The sequence below is a fragment of the Lysobacter enzymogenes genome (genome assembly GCF_900106525.1).
Classification (GTDB): Bacteria; Pseudomonadota; Gammaproteobacteria; order Xanthomonadales; family Xanthomonadaceae; genus Lysobacter; species Lysobacter enzymogenes.
Genome location: NZ_FNOG01000010.1, coordinates 108,446 through 125,948, shown reverse-complemented (window position 1 = coordinate 125,948; position 17,503 = coordinate 108,446). Strand labels below are relative to the sequence as shown.

Genomic DNA, 17,503 nt, shown 5'->3' with positions numbered 1-17,503 from the left:
CTCGCGCACGCGCACCTCATCGCATACGCGTCTCCCCGCACCCGCCCCTGCGTCCCCCCGCACCCACCCACGCCGCATACCGGGTGCAACACGACCCAGCGCGCGCCGCGTCCCCCGCGCGCAACCCCTTGATTCGCCGCCCTGGCGCGCATCGCTGCAGTTGGCACGGCGATTGCAACGTGATGGGAACGGAATGTACCGGAACGGAACCCGCGCCAACGCAAGGGGAAGCTGGCCATGACGACAACCGCAAGCGTCGGCGACGACCGCGAAGTGGAAAGCGCGGTGCTCGCCTATCTCGACCGGCATCCCGGCGCGTCGGACACGCTCGACGGCATTGCCGAGTGGTGGCTGCCGCGCCAGCGCTACGTGACCGCGCGCCACCGCATCGAAGGCGTGCTCGCGCGCCTGGTCGCGGATGGCGTGCTGCAACGGCGACGGCTTGCCGACGGCACCGCGCTGTACGCCCTCGACCCGGCGCGCCGCGCCGCGCCGCCCGCATGACCGACCGCTTTTCGCAACCGATCGTCCCGCGATCGCCCAACCGCATCCAGCAAGGAGAAAGGCTATGCCAGCTGCGCTCACCTACCCGGGCGTGTACGTCGAGGAAATTCCCAGCGGCGTGCGCACCATCACCGGCGTCGCCACCTCGATCACCGCCTTCATCGGCCGCGCCGTGCGCGGGCCGGTGAACCAGGCCGTCGTCATCAACAGCTTCGGCGATTTCGAGCGCCGCTACGGCGGCCTGTGGCTGCAAAGCCAGCTCGGCTACGCGGTGCGCGATTTCTTCCTCAACGGCGGCAGCCAGGCGATCATCGTGCGCCTGTACGCGACCGGCGCGGACGGCATCGCCGCCGCCGCGGTCGCCGCGGCCACCGACGGCAACGACGCGGCAGCCGCCGCCGCAGCGGCCAAAGCTAAAGCCGCGACCTACACCGACGAGCCGGCCAAGAGCGCCGCCGCCGCGATCGCCAAGGCCGCCGACGACGCCTCCAAGCTGCAGGGCGCGACCGCGCAGAGCGTGGCCGCGGCCGCCACCGCGGCGATCGCGCCGACGCGCGCGCCGCTGACGCTGGGCGATCTCAAGCTCGAAGCGGCCTCGGAAGGCAAATGGGGCGGCAAGCTGCGCGGCGAAACCACCGCCTCGCCCAATGCAGACATCGCCCTGGCGCTGGGCGTGAACAAGACCGACCTGTTCAACCTGACCGTGCGCGACGCCGCGCCCGGCGGCGCCAGCGAAACCTACCTCAACCTCACCGTGGTCGAGAGCGCGCGCCGGATCGACCGCATCCTCGCCGCGGACTCGGCGCTGGTGCGGGTCAAGGGCGCGCCGCCGAACTCGATCGCGGCCGCCGCCGACGCGGTCACCGTCGCCGAACGCGCCACCAGCGCCGCGCAGGACGCGCTCGACCAGAAGGTCAAGGCCGGCGCGCCGGAGTCGGAACTGCAGCCGCTGCGCGAGGCGCGCGACGCCAAGCTCGCCGCCGCGGCCACCGCCGCAGCCAACGCCGACGCCGCGGCCAGCGACGGCGGCCATCTCAACGCGCAGAGCTTCCTGCCCGACAACGGCCTCTCGCTCAAGCTCGGCCTGTACGCGCTGGAGCAGGCCGACCTGTTCAACCTGCTGTGCATTCCGCCGTACAAGACCGACGACGGCGCCAATTTCGACGCCGAGCCGATCGTGCTGTCGGCGGCCACCGCCTACTGCGAACGGCGCCGCGCCTTCCACCTGATCGACCCGCCCAGCGGCTGGAAGGACAAGGACACCGCCAAGGCCAAATTCGACGAATTCGCCGATCCCAAGAGCCGCAACGCCGCGCTGTTCTTCCCGCGCCTGCGCCAGCCCAACCTGCTGCGCAACAACGCGCCGGAGAACTTCGCGCCCGGCGGCGCGGTGGCCGGCGTGTTCGCCCGCACCGACACCAACCGCGGCGTGTGGAAGGCTCCGGCCGGGCTCGACGCCAGCCTGGTCGGCGTGCCGCAGCTGTCGGTGCCGCTGACCGATGCGGAGAACGGCGAGCTCAACCAGCTCGGCATCAACTGCCTGCGCGCGATGCCGGTCAGCGGCCGCGTGGTGTGGGGCTCGCGCACCCTGCGCGGCGCCGACCAGCTGGCCGACGAGTACAAGTACATCCCGGTGCGCCGCACCGCGTTGTTCATCGAGGAAAGCCTGTTCCGCGGGCTCAAGTGGGTGGTGTTCGAACCCAACGACGAACCGCTGTGGGCGCAGATCCGCCTCAACGTCGGCGCGTTCATGCACAACCTGTTCCGCCAGGGCGCGTTCCAGGGCAGCTCGCCGCGCGACGCCTACTTCGTGCGCTGCGACAAGGACACCACCACCCAGAACGACATCGACCTGGGCGTGGTCAACGTCGTGGTCGGCTTCGCGCCGCTGAAACCGGCCGAGTTCGTGGTCCTGCGCCTGCAGCAGATCGCCGGCCAGATCGACGTCTGAGCCCTTCCACTTCGATCCAGGGAGCACCGAGATGGCCCAGTTCACCGTAAACGCGCAGCGCTTCGATCCGTACAAGAACTTCAAGTTCCGGGTCAAATGGGACAACAAGTACGTGGCCGGCATCAGCAAGGTCAGCGCGCTCAAGCGCACCACCGAAGTGGTCAAGCACCGCGAGGGCGGCGACCCCAGCAGCAGCCGCAAGAGCCCGGGACGCAGCGAGTTCGAGGCGATCACGCTCGAGCGCGGCGTCACCCACGACAAGGAGTTCGAGCAGTGGGCGAACAAGGTCTGGAACTACGGTTCCGGGCTGGGTTCGGAGACCTCGCTGAAGGACTTCCGCAAGGACCTCATCATCGAGGTCTACAACGAGGCCGGCCAGCTCGCCATCGCCTACCGCGTGTACCGCTGCTGGGTGTCCGAGTTCCAGGCGCTGCCGGACCTGGACGCCAACGCCAACGCGGTGGCGATCCAGCACCTCAAGCTCGAGAACGAGGGCTGGGAGCGCGATCCGGACGTGGTCGAGCCGGCCGAGCCGAGCTTCACCGAGCCGGCCTGAGCGCGCGCGCATGACCGCCGACGCCCGCCACTGGAACCACGTCCTGATCGGGGCCTGGGAACGCCTGCATCGCTTCGGCGCGAACGAACGCGCGCTGGGGTTGTTGCAGGCGGTGTGGCCGCAGCCCGATCCGGCGCAGTGGAGCCGCGCCAGCCTCGGCCAACGCGATGCCTGCCTGTTCGCGCTGCACGAGGCCTTGTTCGGCGGGCGCCTGCAGACCACCGCGGCCTGCCCTGCCTGCGGCGAACGGCTGGAGTCGCAGTTGCGCGTCGCCGAGCTGTGCGGCGAGCCGCCGCGCGAGCTGCCGCAACCGCCGGCGCCGCAGCGGCTGGAGTATCGCGACTACCGCATCGAATACCGCCTTCCCGACAGCGACGACCTGCGCCACCTGCCGCCGGCGCGCGGCGGCGAGGACGCGCTCGACGCCGCGGTCGCCGCGCTGCTGCGCCGCTGCGTGCTCAGCGCGCAGCGGCGCGGGCGTGAACTCGACGCCGATGCGCCGCTGCCGCCGGCGCTGGTCGAGCGGCTGTGCGAACGCATGGCCCAGGACGACCCGCTCGCCGATCTGCAACTGGCGGTGCAGTGCCCGGCCTGCGCGCACCAATGGTCGGCGGCGTTCGACATCGGCGCGTATCTGTGGGAAGAACTCGACGACTGGGTGCAGGATCTGTTGTCGCAAGTCCACGCGCTGGCGCGGCACTACGCCTGGAGCGAGCGCGACATCCTCGACCTGTCGCCGGTGCGGCGGCGTTTCTATCTCGATCTGGTGCAGGCATGAACGGCTTCCTGCGCCACATCGTGCGCCGCGCGCAAGGCCAGGTGCCGGTCCTGGAGCGGCGGCGGCCGTCGTTGTACGAATCGCGGCAGGAACCGGCGGCCGAAGCGAACGAAGCGATCGGAACGCAGACCGCAGCCGCAGCCATCGAAACCCGGCGCGCATTCGAACCGGAATCGGCGCGCACGACGCCGCGCGCGCCGATCCCCGTATCCGAACCTGCAGCCGACAAGGCCGCCCCGCACAACATCGCCACCCCGCCGCCTGCGTTGCCGCGCGCAACGACGACGCCCGCACCCACCCCGGCGCCCGCTACCCTGATCGAGTCGATCCAGACCCTGCGCGAAACCGTCGTCGCCGTGCCCGCAAACGCGACAGCGCCGAACCAAACGCCGCAGCCGCCGCGCCGCGACACCGCGCCCGCCGCGACGATCGACGCGCCAACCATCCGCCCGCAGCGCGACGCGACGCCATCGCCCGCCGCGCTGCGCAGCCCGCCGTCCGTCGCGACGCGCGCGAGCGCAGCCGACCCGCGACCCGCGCAAGCGCAAACGCCCGCGCCGGCGCCCGCGGCCGCGAGCGCTCCCGCACGCGCACCCGCGCCGCCGCCGCCGCTGCCCGCACCCGCGCGCCTGGCCGCTCGCGACGCCGCGCCGGCCGCAGTCGCGCACCCCGCGCGGCGCAATGCGCCCGCCGCGCCGGCACCGGCCGCGCCCGCGCCGGTGCAGGTCAGCATCGGCCGGGTCGAAATCCGCGCCGGCGCGCCGGCCGCAACGCCGGCCGCCACGCCGCGCCGCAACGGCGCGCCCGCGCTCGGCCTGGACGACTACCTGCGGCAACGTCACGGAGACCGTCGATGAGTAACGCACTGGCCATCGCCGCGGTGACCGCCACGCTCAAGGACCTGATCAGCGACAGCCTGCTGGGCCTGGACCTGTCGTCGATCGGCAGCATCACCGTCACCGCCACGCCGCCGGACCGGATCACCACCGGGCAGACCGAGCCCAACCAGCTCAATCTGTTCCTGTACCAGGTCACGCCCAACAGCGGCTGGCGCAACCAGACCCTGCCGACCCGCGACGGCAGCGGCCAGCGCCTGCGCAACGCGCCGCTGGCGCTGGACCTGCACTACCTGCTCACCGCCTACGGCGCCCAGGACCTCAACGCCGAAGCCCTGCTCGGCCTGGCCATGCTCGCGCTGCACGACACTCCGGGCCTGGACCGCGCGCGCCTGCGCAACGCGCTGGGCCCGCCGAATCCGCCGTTCGGCGATTTCTCCGCGCTCAACCTCGCCGACCAGATCGAATCGCTGAAGATCACCCCGCAATACCTCGGCGGCGAAGAGCTGTCCAAGCTGTGGACCGCGATGCAGGCGCGCTATCGCCCGTCGATGGCCTATCAGGTGTCGGTGGTGCTGATGGAAACCGAAGCCGCCGCGCGCGCCGCGCCGCCGGTGCTCAAGCGCGGCGCCGACGACCGCGGCCCGGCCGCGCGCGCCGCCGGCGCGCCGCGCCTGGAATCGATCCGCCCGGCCGCCTCGGAACTGCTGCGCGCCGCGCGCCTGGGCGATGCCTTGCGCATCGAAGGCCGCAACCTGCAGGCCGCCGACGCCGAACTGGTGTTCGAGCATCCGCGCGCGACCGCCGCGCGCACGCTGCCGGTCGCCGCCACCGCCAGCGCGCTGGCGCTGGAAGCGCAGCTGCCTGCCGCCGGCGTCGACGCCGGCGCGATGGCCGACTGGATCGCCGGCTTCTACGCAGTGCGTCTGCGCCTGGCGCCGGCGGACCAACCGACCATCGCCAGCGCGCCGATCGCGATGATGCTGGCGCCGCGCGTGGAGGTCAGCCCGCTCAACGCCGCGCCCGGCGCATTGGCGCTGACTCTGCGCTGCAGCCCGCGCCTGCTGCCCGAACAACACGCCGGCGTGCGCGTGCGCTTCGGCGGCGACGAACTGCTGGCCGACAGCATCCAGACCCCAGCCGATCCCGAACAACCCACCATCATCGAGGTCACCGTGCCCGCCGCCCTCGCCGTGGCCGGACGCTATCCGGTGATCGTGCGCGTGGACGGCGTGGAAAGCATCGCCGCGGTCGCCGACGACCAGGGCGTGTTCGGCTTCGATCCGCAGCAGACCGTGGTGATCGCGTGAGGAGCGCCGCGCCCATGCCCGACACCGCCCACCACGAGCGCGAACGCTGGATCGAGGACAACAACGATTACCTCGCCGCGTCCCTGCATTGGCTGCGCCTGCGCCTGCAACAGCTGGCCGCGCCGCCGACCGATGCCGCGCCCGCGCAGCGCGCGCCGGCGCCCGGCCGGCCGCAATGGCTGGGCCGCGCGGCGCCGCCGCCCGCGCCCGCGCTGCCGGCGCCGCAAGCGCTGGCCGAACGCATCGCCGACGCGCACGAACAGCGTCAGCGCGCCGCGCACGCCGATTCGCCGCCGGCCTTGCCGGCGCTGGCCGAACGGCTCGGATTGAGCCCGTTCGAAACCGACATCCTGCTGCTGTGCGCGGCGATGGAACTCGATCCGTCGCTACCGGCACTGATCGCCACCGCGCAAGGCGGCGGCGCCGGCGTGCCGACCTTCGCGCTGGCGCTGCAATTGTTCGACGACCCCAGCTGGGACGCGCTGGCGCCGCAGCGGCCGCTGCGCTATCTGCACCTGCTGCAGGTCGATCAGGCCGGCGCACCGGCGCTGACCGCCGCCGCGCTGCGCGCCGACGAGCGCGTGGTCGCCTGCATCAAGGGCTTGAACCTGCTCGACGAACGTCTATCGGCAGTGCTGAGCCCGTGCGAACCGGCGCCGTTGTCGCCGAGCCAGCGCGACAGCGCGCAACGCATCCTCGCCGCTCTGCGCGCGGCCGCGCCGGGCGCGTCGCTGCCGGTGGCGCAGCTGCTCGGCACCGATCCGGGCAGCCGCCAGGCCATCGCCTGCGAAGCGGCGCAGGCGCTGGGCCGCCACCTGTATCGCCTGCCGATGGAATCGCTGCCGGCGCAACGCGCCGACGTCGATCTGCTGGCGCGGCTGTGGCAGCGCGAAAGCCTGTTGCTGCCGGTGGCGCTGTACATCGACGCCGACGCGCTCGACGGCGGCGGCGAAGCCACCGCGGCGCTGCGCCAGTTCCTCGCCCATCCGCTCGGCCTGAGCTTCCTGGGCCTGCGCGAAACGCCGCTGGCGCTGGAGACCGCGCATTGCAGCGCACCGGCGCCGCTGCCGAGCGCGGCCGAACAGCACGCGGCGTGGTTGCAGCATCTGCCGCAAGGCGCGGGCGACGAAACCCAGCCGGACGCGCCCGAGCCGGCGCGCGAACGCGAAGCCGCCGAATTGTCCGGCCACTTCCAGCTCAACCTCGGCCAGATCCGCGCCGCGGCCGCCGCCGCGGCCGCGCGCGACGGCGACTCGGCCTGGGACGCCTGCCGCGAGCTGTCCACCGCGCGCCTGGACGCGCTGGCCCAGCGCCTGACGCCGAAGGCGCGCTGGCCGGACTTGGTGCTCAACGAGGAATCCACCGGCCTGCTGCGCCAGATCGCCGCGCAAGTGCGCGAACGCCACCGCGTCTACCAGCAATGGGGCTACGCCGAGCGGATGAACCGCGGCATGGGCATCAGCGCGCTGTTCGCCGGCGAGAGCGGCACCGGCAAGACCATGGCCGCCGAGGTCATCGCCAACGAGCTGCGCCTGGACCTGTTCCGCATCGATCTGTCGGGCGTGGTCAGCAAGTACATCGGCGAGACCGAGAAGAACCTGCGCAAGCTGTTCGACGCCGCCGAACAAGGCGGCGCGATCTTGTTCTTCGACGAAGCCGATGCCTTGTTCGGCAAGCGCAGCGAGGTCAAGGACAGCCACGACCGCTACGCCAACATCGAAATCAACTACCTGCTGCAACGCATGGAAGCGTTCTCCGGGCTGGCGATCCTGGCCACCAACATGAAGGGATCGCTCGATACCGCGTTCATGCGCCGGCTGCGCTTCGTGGTCAATTTCCAGTTCCCCGGCCCCGGCGAGCGCAAGCGCCTGTGGCGCGGCGCGCTGCCGTCCGGGGTGCCGTGCGAAACCCTGGATTACGACCGTCTGGCGCGCTTCAACCTGTCCGGCGGCAACATCCATTCCATCGCCCTCAACGCCGCCTTCGCCGCGGCCGGCGACGGCGGCGCGGTCGGCATGCCGCGCCTGCTCGACGCGGTGCGCACCGAATTGCGCAAGCTCGAGCGGCCGGTCAACGAGGCCGAGTTCCGATGAGCCGCGCGCCCGCCCCCGCCGCCGCGCCGTTGACGCTCAGCATCGAGCGCCTGCGCCTGGACGGCCCGGCCTTGTCGCCGCTGCAGACGCAGCAGTTGCAGCGCGCGTTCGCCGCCGAACTCACCCGCCTGCACCGGATCGAGCCGCTGGCGCCGCGCGGCGGCGCGCTGGCCAGCCTGCAGGCGCCGCCACTCGTCGCCGCCAGCGGCGACCCGGTGCGCCTGGGCGTCGAGCTCGCGCGCGGGCTGCACCGCGCACTGGCGCGCGGCCCATGAGCGAGCGCGTCGCCGCCGTCCGCCCCGCCGCACCGGCCGCCGCAGCGGCGCCGGCGCGCGCCGACGCGAACGCGCAGCGCGCGCCCGAACGCAAGCGCAGCGCTCAGGAATCCGGTCGCATCGAGCCCGACCGTGCCAGCGCCCGCACCGCCGCGCCGCTGGCGCCGCCGCCGCTGCTGCGCAGCGACGACGCCGCGCCCGACTTCGCCCGCATCGGCTGCGGCGGCGCGCGCATCCACGACGCCGACCTCGCCCGCGCCCGGCTCACCGCGCAACTGCTGCAAGAACTCGGCCGCGCCTTCGGCCTGGATCTGTCGCGGCTGGAAGTGCAAGTCGACGCCGACGCCGCCATCCGCATCCAGGCGCGCGGCGCCAACGCGCTGCAGGAAGACGCGCGGGTGCTGCTGCATCCGGGCCGCTACCGCCCGCACGAAGCGCAGGGCCGTTATCTGCTCGCCCACGAAACCGCGCACGCGGCCCAGCGCGCGCTGGCCAGCGCCGCGCCCAGCGACAGCGTAGCCGCCGCCGAAGCCGAGGCCGACGCCATCGGCGCCGCGTTCGCCCGCCGCGAGAGCCTGCCGCGCCCGCGCGTCGCCTTGCGCAGCGCGCGCGCCGCGGCCGACACCGGCAAAAGCGAAACCGCTGAGGCGGTCGAATCGCCGCCGCTGGCCGACTCGGTCAAGACCAGCCGCTCGCGCGAGCTCGAGTCGATCCGCGAGGCGCTCGACGGCTGGTGGGTGTCCGACGGCGACGTGTTCAAGGTCATGCGCATCCTCGACACCGCGCCGTTCGACGTCGCCGTGGCCATGGTCGGCGCGCTGGACGCCAAATACCGTTACTGGCTGGCCGACAACATCAACCCGCCGCATATGTACCAGCACCGCCGCTCGGTGCTGGCCTGCTACAAGGCGCTGGAGCCGGAGCGTTATGAGGCGATCGACCTCAAGGCCCTGCGCGCGCTGCCCGACGGCGGGCTGGACCTGGAGGAAACCCAGGCCCTGGTCTACATCGTCGGCAACCTGCCCGCGCCGGTCTGGGAAGAGCTGCGCGCATCGGAAAAAGGCGAAGCCATCGCGCGCCTGGTGCACGCGCCCGCGCCGACGCCGGAGGTCCTGGAAAAGCTCGCCAAGGCGCGCAAGCAGGCGGTCGACGACGAGGCCGCGCTGGCGCAAAAGCGCAAGCGCCTGCTCGCCCACGCCAAGGACGAAGGCGCCAACGACCTGATCGCGCAGATCCGCGAGCGCCTGCAGGCCCCGCGCGACGGCGACGGCGAGCCGCGCCATCCCAACGCCACCGACGCGATCGCCGCGTTGCAGATGCTCTACCCGCAGCTCGCCGACGACGCCCGCTTCGGCTACATCGGCGAACAGCTCGAACGCGACGGACTGGTCGACCTCATCATCGACCTGCTGCCGCCGAACGCTTTCATCGGCCAGTCCGCGCCGTGGCAGACCCAGACCCTGACCGCGCTGGTGCAGACCCGCCTGCCCTACCGCAACGAGCAACTGCTCGAAGACCTGCTGTCCTATCACCTGCTCGACTGGGCCATCCGCGACCACGAAGCGCTGTTCGCCTACCGCCTGCTGCAGACCCTGCCGATGCCGGCGCAGTACCGCTTCCGCCAGCGCGAAGGCGGAAAATACTACCTGCGCCTGATCGACAACCTGCCGCGCGACGCGACGACCGGGCTGAAACTGCCGGTGCTGGAGGTGCGCAAGGCCGCCGACAAGGACGAGTACGAGCGCATGCTCAAGCTCGGCGCGCAAGGCGCCAGCGAGCCCGGCGGCTGGCGCAGCGATACCGACACCTACTACTACGACGCCTCCGGCGCCCAGCGCCAGCGCCTGGACCAGGGCGACGCGCGCAAGCAACTGCAGGCGCTGGTGGCCAAGTTCAAGGACCGGCGCCGCGGCATCTACCGCGACGCCGAGGCGATCGAGCTGTACGGCGATCTGGTCAAGCTCGGCGCCGGCTCGCTCGAGCCGGGGCACGAAAGCGCGGGCGACGAAATCCTGCTGCAAGCCTACTTGCGCGAACTCGACAGCCTGGGCTACATCGACGAACTGTTCGGCGAGCTGCCCGAATCGTTCCTGTTCGACCAGGGCAACCGCGTCGCGACCTTGAAGATCATCCTCGCCCGCGACCCGCTGCGGGTGCGCGAGCAGGCGCGCGAGCTGGTCAGCCGCGGCCTTTTCAGCGACTGGATGGTCAAGGACTGGGAGGCCTACTTGGCGTTCCAGTGCGTCAAGGCACTGCCCGACGACGAACGCCAGGCCTTCATTCGCGACAATCCCGACACCTGGGCGCGGATCCAGTCCGAGATGGGCCCGGCGATGCGCCAGGCGCGCGACATCAACGCCTACGTCGGCGACCGCGAAGGCACCGACCGCGCCGGCGTGCTGGCCCAGCTCAACGATCCCGAATTCTGGACCAAGGCCAACGAAGTCGCCCTGCGCGGCACGCTGCGCATGGCGATGGCGATGTCCGAGCACCGCTACGCGTTCGAGCGCTCGCAGACGTTCGATGTGATCGGCAAGCAACCGCAGCTGGCGACGCTGATCGACGAGTTCCGGCTGTGGAACCCGGCGGCCAAGCGCGACCAGTACGAGCCGGAAATGCTCAAGGGCACGCGCTGGTACGAGGAAGGCGTGTTCGCCTCGCTGCGCAGCCTGTGGGGCGGATTGGTGACGTTGTGGAACATGGACGTGCTGTTCGTCGACGGCAAGATCGGCGCCCAGCTCGATCTCAACGACGTGCAGAAGTTCATGGGCGGCGACCTGATGGGCGCGCAGCTGGCCAAGCCGGCCAAGCGCGGCAGCAAGCAAGAGCCGATCGGCGCGCAGACCAACAAGCTGACCCTGCTGCTCGACCCGGGCTGGCTGGAGGGCGAAGGCAAGTCGGCCGAGCTGATCCTGCCGCAGTTGCTGATCGAATCGACCAACATCCAGCGCGACGGCAGCACGATCCAGACCGGGCAAGTCGATCTGCGCCAGCTGCACATCCGCGCCGCCTACGACTCGCAGAACCAGGGCCAGGCCGCGCAGGCGCAGGTCAGTCTGGAGTCGCTGGTCGCCAACGACGTGCTCTACGCCAAGAGCCGGGCGATGTACACCATCGCCAAGCTCAGCGTGACCGCGCTGCGCCTGGCCGCCGGCAGCGTCGACTCCACCCGCGGCGCGCCGCCGGCGCAGCGCAAGGGCCGCTACATCCCGTTCCCGCTGCTGGTGCTGATGGTGCTGCCGTGGCTGGCGCAGCTGGCGGCGGTGGGGCTGATGGCGGCCGGCATCAACCGCGTGCGCGGCCTCGGCGACCAGGGCCTGGAGCCGGACAACCGCTTCGGCAGCGACCTGACCAGCCGCATCCGCGCGATCGACATGAGCTTCGGCAGCCTGAGCGCCGAAGGCTTCGCCAGCAGCGGCGGCCAGCGCGTGGCCAAGGCCGAAGTGCAGGACTTCGCCATGCGCGTAGGCCTCAACAAGGCCACCCGCCTGCGCGCCGAACTGGCCTCCATCGCCCAGCGCAAGGCCGCGCTGCAAGGCCGCGGCGACGCCGCGCAGGCGCTGGCCGAACTCGATGCGCGCGCGGCCGAGCTGGAAGGCCAGCGCGCGCAGGTCGAAAAACAAGAGCAGGAATACCTCGCCATCCAGGCCAAGATCCGCGCCGGCGGCTTGACCCCGGCGCAGCAATCGCAGTTGCAGACCGACCTGGACCGGCTCGACTTCGAAGACAAGGGCGGCGCCTTCCTCGACATCGGCAAGGCCTCGGTGTCGGGCGTGGAAGGCACGGTGACCAGCGCCGAACCGATCGTGCTCAACCACATCCACGGCCAGGGCAGCAGCTCGGCGATGCTGGGGCTGCTGTCGAGCCCGACCGAAACGCCGCAGCGCACCGCCCAGCGCGCGCAGTTCGGGCTCAGCGAGCCGTCGCTGATCTCGCCCGACCGCCCCGGCGATTTCGTGCTCGAACTCGGCGACGTGCACACCGGCCGGCTCAGCATCGCCGGCGGCGTGCTCAGCGAGCGCGACCTCGACGCCAAGCTCAAGGAACTGGGCGATGTGTCCAAGCGGCCGGAGCTGCAGGCGCTGGCCGACAGCCTGACCGCGCTCAAGCCCAAGGCGCGGCGCTACCAGGCGATGGTGGCGATGGGCCTGTCCTCGCTGAGCGCGACCGAGCTGACCGAGTTCCGCGCGCTGCGCAAGCTGCTGACCGCCGATGCGGCGCTGATCGTGGAGTCCATCGATCTCACCCGCGCCCGCCTGGAAGTCGACCTGGCCAGCGGCCGCGTCGGCCTGGCCGCCCAGCACGCCGACATCGCCGGGCTGCAACTGCCGCAGCAAGGCATCGAAGTCGAGCGCATCGTCGCCGACGGCCTGCACGCCGGCGCGATTCCGGCCAACGGCCTGCTCGACTGGAGCGAGTGGAAGAAGCATCTGCGCGACGCCGACGTCGGCGTCGATTCGCTGCGCATCGACAAGGCGCGCAGCAAATACCACGGCCTGCTGTTCGAGAAGGCCACGCTCACCGGCGCCTATGCCAGCGTCAAGCAACGCGGCAACCTGGTCGAGGCCGGATTGAAGCAGCTCAACATCGTCGGTCTCGGCGTGGTGCCGCGGCTGGGCCTGCTGAACCAGCGCCTGCACGGCTTGCGCGAGAAAGCGCGCACCGCCGAGGAAGCGGAAAAGCCGGCGCTGGAAAAGGAAGTCGCCAAGCTCGCGACCCTGGTCGCCGAATTGCAGGCGCTGGCCGACCAGCGCCAGGACGCCTACCTGCGCCTGCAACGCGCCAAAACGCCCGAGGAGATCAAGACGGCCAAGGACGCGGTGGCCGAAGTCGACGGCGTGATCGCCTACGACCTGGCCCAGTACGGCGTGGCCAACACCGAACTCGACGAGTTCGGGGTCAAGGTCAGCGGCGCCGGCGATCTGCTGTCGGACGCGCTCGGCGGCGGCATCCATCCGCTCGACGTGCTCGAACGCGGCGGCGTCACCGTGACCGGCACCGGCGGCAACAACCAGCGCCTGTTCAAGCGCTTCGCTCTGCAGCAGATCCAGACTGCCGGGCACCAGCCCAACAGCGGGCTGGAAGGCGACGCGGGCTCATTCGAGATCGGCGAGACCCGGCTCGACATCAGCGCCAAGAAGGAAAAAGACAAGGTCACCGTCCAGGTGCCGAAGTTCGAAGTCGACTCGCTGAGCCTGCAGCAGTTCCTGCTGACCTCGAGCGAAGGCGAATCGGTCACCCAGATGTGGTCCGATGGCGCCAGCGGCATCGAAGGGTTGAAGTTCTCCGGCTCGGTCGAGCTGGTGTCGCGCGTAGAGGGCAGCCGCGAACTGGCCGACTACCGTTTGTCCAAGGCGCATATCGATTCGTTCTCGCTGGACAAGCTGTACGGCAACGGCCTCGGGCTGAAGCTGTCCGAGCGCAAGGTAGACATCGCGATCGCTTCGGGTTCGATCAACGGCGTGCATGCCGACGGCATCGACATCGACCTGCCGGCGGACAAGGACGCCAAGGTCAAGCTGACCTCGACCCGCAAGGGCAAGCCGGTGTCGCTGGGCATCGACTCGATCGACAACCTTGTGGTCAGCAAGGCCCTGGTCGACACCTGGGCCGGCCACGGCCGGCTCGACGCGCGCGCGATCCGGGTCGACCTGCTGCAGGACGGCGCCATCGCCGCCAAGATCGGCGACCTCGACCTCACCGACACCTACGTGCGCGGCCCCAACGGCTGGGTCCACCTCACGCTCAAGGACTTCGGCGCCGGTGTGCGCTACAAGGACGGCGCGCTGGACATCGACGACATCCACTTCGGCAGCCTCACGGTGTTCGGCGTGCACTGGAAGGTCGGCGAGTCCGGCTTCGTCGAGTCGGGCAAGCCGACCACGCTGACCGACTTCAAACTCAAGGGCCGGATCGAAACCCGCGAAGTGCCGGCCAAGGCCAAGCCCGGCCAGACCGCCAAGACCGAGCGCGAGATCGGCAAGCTGCGCATCGACAGCCTGCACGTGGGCAAGGTCGAGTCGGAAGAGCTGACCTACCAGGACGCCGAGAACCGCGTCGAACTGCGCCGCGCGGCCTACAGCGACGCGGTCGAGATGATGCCGTTCCAGCCGCTGTACTTGCAGAACCTGGACGTCACCGGCCTGGAGTGGACGCCGGAAAAGAAGCTCAGCGCCGGCAAGATCGAAGCCCAGGAATACGCCGGCTCGGCGAACTACAGCGCGATCGGTTCCGCGCTCAAGGCCGGCATCGGCCTCAAGGGCCGCGGCATGAGCGTGGAAGTGATCGGTCCCGGCGAGTACGCGGTCGACGTCGGCAAGATCGAGAGCACCGGCGGCTATCTGCGCAAGGACAAGCTCAATACCCGCTTCGGCAGCAAGGGCATCATCGGCAAGGTCGCCATCGGCCCCGACTACACCGAGGCCAGCGGCGTCGAGGTGTCCGCCGCGACGCTCGTGGAAATGCACTACACCGACGCGCCGAAGAAGATCGACCTGGATGCGGTCAAGGTCGAGAAGATCGTGCTCGGCAAGGCGCGCCAGAACTATCGCCTGGACCCCGACCCCGCCCATCCCGGCCAGACCGTCAAGACGCCGACCACGCTCGCGGTTAGCGATCTCGACCTGTACGGCGTGGTCGCCAACGGCTTCCACTACCACGGCGAATCGGAAGGGCTCAACGGCGACGGCGTCAAGGAGACCTCGACCCAGGACGTGTCCGCGACCAAGGCCGAGCTCGGCCACCTGCGCGTGGGCCGCTTCGACAGCAACGAGCTCGACGGCACCTCCTCTCTCACCGGCGTCAAGGTCGAGGCGCAGCCCAGCCGGCCCGGCAAAGACCCGTTCGCGATCCAGGGGCTCAGCGCCAAGCTGGTCGACACGCTCGGCAGCGCGACCACGATTAAGAAGCTCGTCGCCAACGTCGACGGCGGCCCGCTGACCGCCGACAGCATCAAGTTCAGCACGGTCAAGCTCGGCACCAAGACCCTGCCCGACGGCAAGACCGTCGACATCGTCCACACCGGCATTGACGGCAGCTTCGTGCTGAACCGGCTGGGCCTGATCAATCCGAACCTGACCCTCACCGACGCCAAGGGCAAGGAAACCTACATCAAGGGCTACGGCACCGCGCTGGAAGCCAAGGGCATCAAGCCGCGCTTCCAGCCCAACGGCACCGTGTCGCTGCCGATCGACCAGGTGCTCGCGACCGGGCTCAGGATCAGCAACAACAAGGACAGCAACACCATCCGCCTGCCGCTGCTGCGGATCAGCAACATCGCCGCCGGCATGCGCGGCATGGGCACCCAGGAAGGCATCGACTTCCTCGCCGCCAAGATCGGCGAGATCCACGTCGAGGGCGTGGAAGTCAGCATCGTCAAGGAACACAAGAAGGAACTCACCGACGCCGAGTTCAAGCAGGCCACCGACGATTTCAACGAGGAACAGGCGGCGGAGAAGAAGGAACCCTCCGGCAAGCTCATCGTCGAGCCGCTGTCGGGGCTGAGCGGAACGATCAACGGCGAATACAAATTCGACGGCTGGTTAGACCCGGACATCGACGTCAGCATCAACGGCGGCATCATCAATTTCAGCGGCATGACCAATTACGCCGTGCGCCTGCACACCCGCAACGTGACCCGCGGCGGCGTCACCGGGCCCGAGGACATCATCACCCTGGGCAACGACATCGACCTGAAGGTGCTCAAGGACTTCAAACGCAAGATGCCGGGCTTCTACGGCGACACCGGACCGGACAACTACGGCCAGATCAATCTGCGCGAGACCATCGAAGGCCTGGCCAACGAACCGGCCGCCAAGCCCGAACGCACGTTCGAGGCCTCCACGCCGCTCAACGACTTCATCGGCTTCACCGGCGAGCTGGCGCTGGGCAACGGCCGCATCGGCCGCGACAAGAACGGCGACGGCAAGCTCGGCGACGGCGACACCTGGGTCGACATGCACCGCGACAACGACAGCCAGAACACCGTCAAGCTGCACAAGTCCGACATCGGCACTCTGGTCGACGTGGAGATGCCGCAGCTGCATTTCGCCGGCGCCGGCTTCACCGCCGGCAAGACCCGCGCCTTCCGCACCAAGGACGGCAAGACCGTCGAAAGCCAGACCCGCCTGGGCCGCACCGCCGGCATCACCCTCAACACCCTCACGATCAAGATCGGCGGCCTGGCCGCGATGACCATGACGGTGACGCTGAAGATCCAAAGCGGAACCATCACCGACATCCGCATCGGCGACCCGACCTTCAGCGATGCCGCCGGGCTGTCGACGGTGGCCGCGCCCGACGCCAAGGAAGTCGATCGCGACGCCACGCCGCTGGGAGCTGCACCATGAGCCGACGCCTGTCCGTTCCGCCCGCACGCGGCGCGCGCGCACAGCGCAGCGCCGGCCCCGGCGCGGTGTTGCCGCCGCCGCAGCGCGCGTTCTTCGAGCGCGCGTTCGGCCAGGACTTCTCCAACGTGCGCCTGCACACCGATCCCAACGCCGGCGCCTATACCCAAGCGCTCGGCGCCAAGGCGGTGACCAGCCGCGAGGACATCGCCTTCGCGCCCGGCCGCTATGCGCCCGGTTCGCTGCCGGGCCGCACCTTGCTCGCGCACGAGCTGGCGCATGTGGTGCAACAACGCCAGGGCGGTTCGGCCGATGCCAGCGAGGCGCGCGCCGGCGCGGCCGCGAACCGCGTCGCCGCCGGCGGCGCGGCGCCGGCGGCCTCGCTCGGCGGCGCCGAGCCCGGCGGCCTGCACTGCGATCCCGACGAACAAGCCAAGCCGCCCACGCCCGAAGGCCCGCAGCCGCTGCCGCCGTTCCGCCTGCCGCCGCTGGTGCCGCCGATGCAACTGCAGCCGCCGCAACTGGACTGGCTGAAGATGCGCTCGACCTTCGACTCGCGCGGCCTGTCGATGAACGACCGCGACGGCGCCTCGATCCTGGCCGAATGGCAGCGCGGTTCGCGCCTGCTCGACACGCTCGGAATGGACGACAACTTCAAGTTCTGGTTCATCGACAAACCCTGGCTGCTGAACCTGGGCATCTCGATGCAGCTCGACCAGATCAACGCGCGCGACCACCCCAACGCGATGGACCGCGCCGATCGCGAATGGAAGAACGCATACCCGGACGAATTCCGCACGCCGATGATCCCGATCTTCGATCTGGACTGGTTCCGCAAGGGAAACAAGAAGTGAC

10 protein-coding genes are annotated in these 17,503 nt (G+C 70.4%); all 10 read left to right on the top strand.

Annotated features, from left to right (window positions below):
- Nucleotides 1-237 precede the first annotated feature (237 nt).
- The 10 genes from BLU84_RS22240 (at nucleotide 238) to BLU84_RS22195 (ending at nucleotide 17,502) form a co-directional block, all read left to right on the top strand.
- Nucleotides 238-504, top strand: a complete 267-nt coding sequence (locus BLU84_RS22240) for a hypothetical protein (RefSeq protein ID WP_074872297.1) — start codon at nucleotides 238-240, stop codon at nucleotides 502-504.
- 64 nt (nucleotides 505-568) lie between these two features.
- The gene (locus BLU84_RS22235; protein WP_074872295.1) at nucleotides 569-2,455 is read left to right on the top strand and encodes a phage tail sheath family protein; all 1,887 of its coding nucleotides are present in this window, start codon (nucleotides 569-571) and stop codon (nucleotides 2,453-2,455) included.
- Between the two features lie 31 nt (nucleotides 2,456-2,486).
- Entirely contained in the window at nucleotides 2,487-3,011 is a 525-nt protein-coding gene (locus BLU84_RS22230; RefSeq protein WP_074872293.1) for a phage tail protein, read from the top strand.
- Between the two features lie 10 nt (nucleotides 3,012-3,021).
- Nucleotides 3,022-3,789, top strand: coding sequence for a hypothetical protein (locus BLU84_RS22225; RefSeq protein WP_083383017.1), 768 nt, complete (start codon nucleotides 3,022-3,024; stop codon nucleotides 3,787-3,789).
- Complete coding sequence (locus BLU84_RS22220) at nucleotides 3,786-4,646, top strand: hypothetical protein (RefSeq protein WP_074872290.1); 861 nt, start codon at nucleotides 3,786-3,788, stop codon at nucleotides 4,644-4,646. The genes BLU84_RS22225 and BLU84_RS22220 overlap by 4 nt, the downstream gene beginning before the upstream one ends.
- Nucleotides 4,643-5,935: a Pvc16 family protein gene (locus BLU84_RS22215; RefSeq protein WP_074872288.1), complete on the top strand. Its 1,293-nt coding sequence runs from the start codon at nucleotides 4,643-4,645 to the stop codon at nucleotides 5,933-5,935. Before BLU84_RS22220 ends, BLU84_RS22215 begins: the two co-directional genes overlap by 4 nt.
- A 14-nt stretch (nucleotides 5,936-5,949) precedes the next feature.
- Nucleotides 5,950-8,028 carry an ATP-binding protein gene (locus BLU84_RS22210; protein WP_074872285.1) on the top strand — a complete coding sequence of 693 codons (2,079 nt, stop codon included), beginning with the start codon at nucleotides 5,950-5,952 and terminating at the stop codon, nucleotides 8,026-8,028.
- Nucleotides 8,025-8,303, top strand: coding sequence for a hypothetical protein (locus BLU84_RS22205; RefSeq protein WP_074872283.1), 279 nt, complete (start codon nucleotides 8,025-8,027; stop codon nucleotides 8,301-8,303). Before BLU84_RS22210 ends, BLU84_RS22205 begins: the two co-directional genes overlap by 4 nt.
- Nucleotides 8,300-16,651, top strand: coding sequence for an eCIS core domain-containing protein (locus tag BLU84_RS22200; RefSeq protein ID WP_074872281.1), 8,352 nt, complete (start codon nucleotides 8,300-8,302; stop codon nucleotides 16,649-16,651). The genes BLU84_RS22205 and BLU84_RS22200 overlap by 4 nt, the downstream gene beginning before the upstream one ends.
- Nucleotides 16,648-17,502, top strand: coding sequence for an eCIS core domain-containing protein (locus BLU84_RS22195; protein ID WP_074872279.1), 855 nt, complete (start codon nucleotides 16,648-16,650; stop codon nucleotides 17,500-17,502). Before BLU84_RS22200 ends, BLU84_RS22195 begins: the two co-directional genes overlap by 4 nt.
- The last annotated feature ends 1 nt before the right edge of the window (nucleotide 17,503 follow it).

What these genes read in the sequence shown, in the direction of transcription:
- BLU84_RS22235 (WP_074872295.1), top strand. Translation starts at nt 569, where the DNA reads ATGCCAGCTGCGCTCACCTACCCGGGCGTGTACGTCGAGGAAATTCCC.
- BLU84_RS22200 (WP_074872281.1), top strand. Translation starts at nt 8,300, where the DNA reads ATGAGCGAGCGCGTCGCCGCCGTCCGCCCCGCCGCACCGGCCGCCGCA.
- BLU84_RS22230 (WP_074872293.1), top strand. Translation starts at nt 2,487, where the DNA reads ATGGCCCAGTTCACCGTAAACGCGCAGCGCTTCGATCCGTACAAGAAC.
- BLU84_RS22220 (WP_074872290.1), top strand. Translation starts at nt 3,786, where the DNA reads ATGAACGGCTTCCTGCGCCACATCGTGCGCCGCGCGCAAGGCCAGGTG.
- BLU84_RS22215 (WP_074872288.1), top strand. Translation starts at nt 4,643, where the DNA reads ATGAGTAACGCACTGGCCATCGCCGCGGTGACCGCCACGCTCAAGGAC.
- BLU84_RS22240 (WP_074872297.1), top strand. Translation starts at nt 238, where the DNA reads ATGACGACAACCGCAAGCGTCGGCGACGACCGCGAAGTGGAAAGCGCG.
- BLU84_RS22195 (WP_074872279.1), top strand. Translation starts at nt 16,648, where the DNA reads ATGAGCCGACGCCTGTCCGTTCCGCCCGCACGCGGCGCGCGCGCACAG.
- BLU84_RS22225 (WP_083383017.1), top strand. Translation starts at nt 3,022, where the DNA reads ATGACCGCCGACGCCCGCCACTGGAACCACGTCCTGATCGGGGCCTGG.
- BLU84_RS22205 (WP_074872283.1), top strand. Translation starts at nt 8,025, where the DNA reads ATGAGCCGCGCGCCCGCCCCCGCCGCCGCGCCGTTGACGCTCAGCATC.
- BLU84_RS22210 (WP_074872285.1), top strand. Translation starts at nt 5,950, where the DNA reads ATGCCCGACACCGCCCACCACGAGCGCGAACGCTGGATCGAGGACAAC.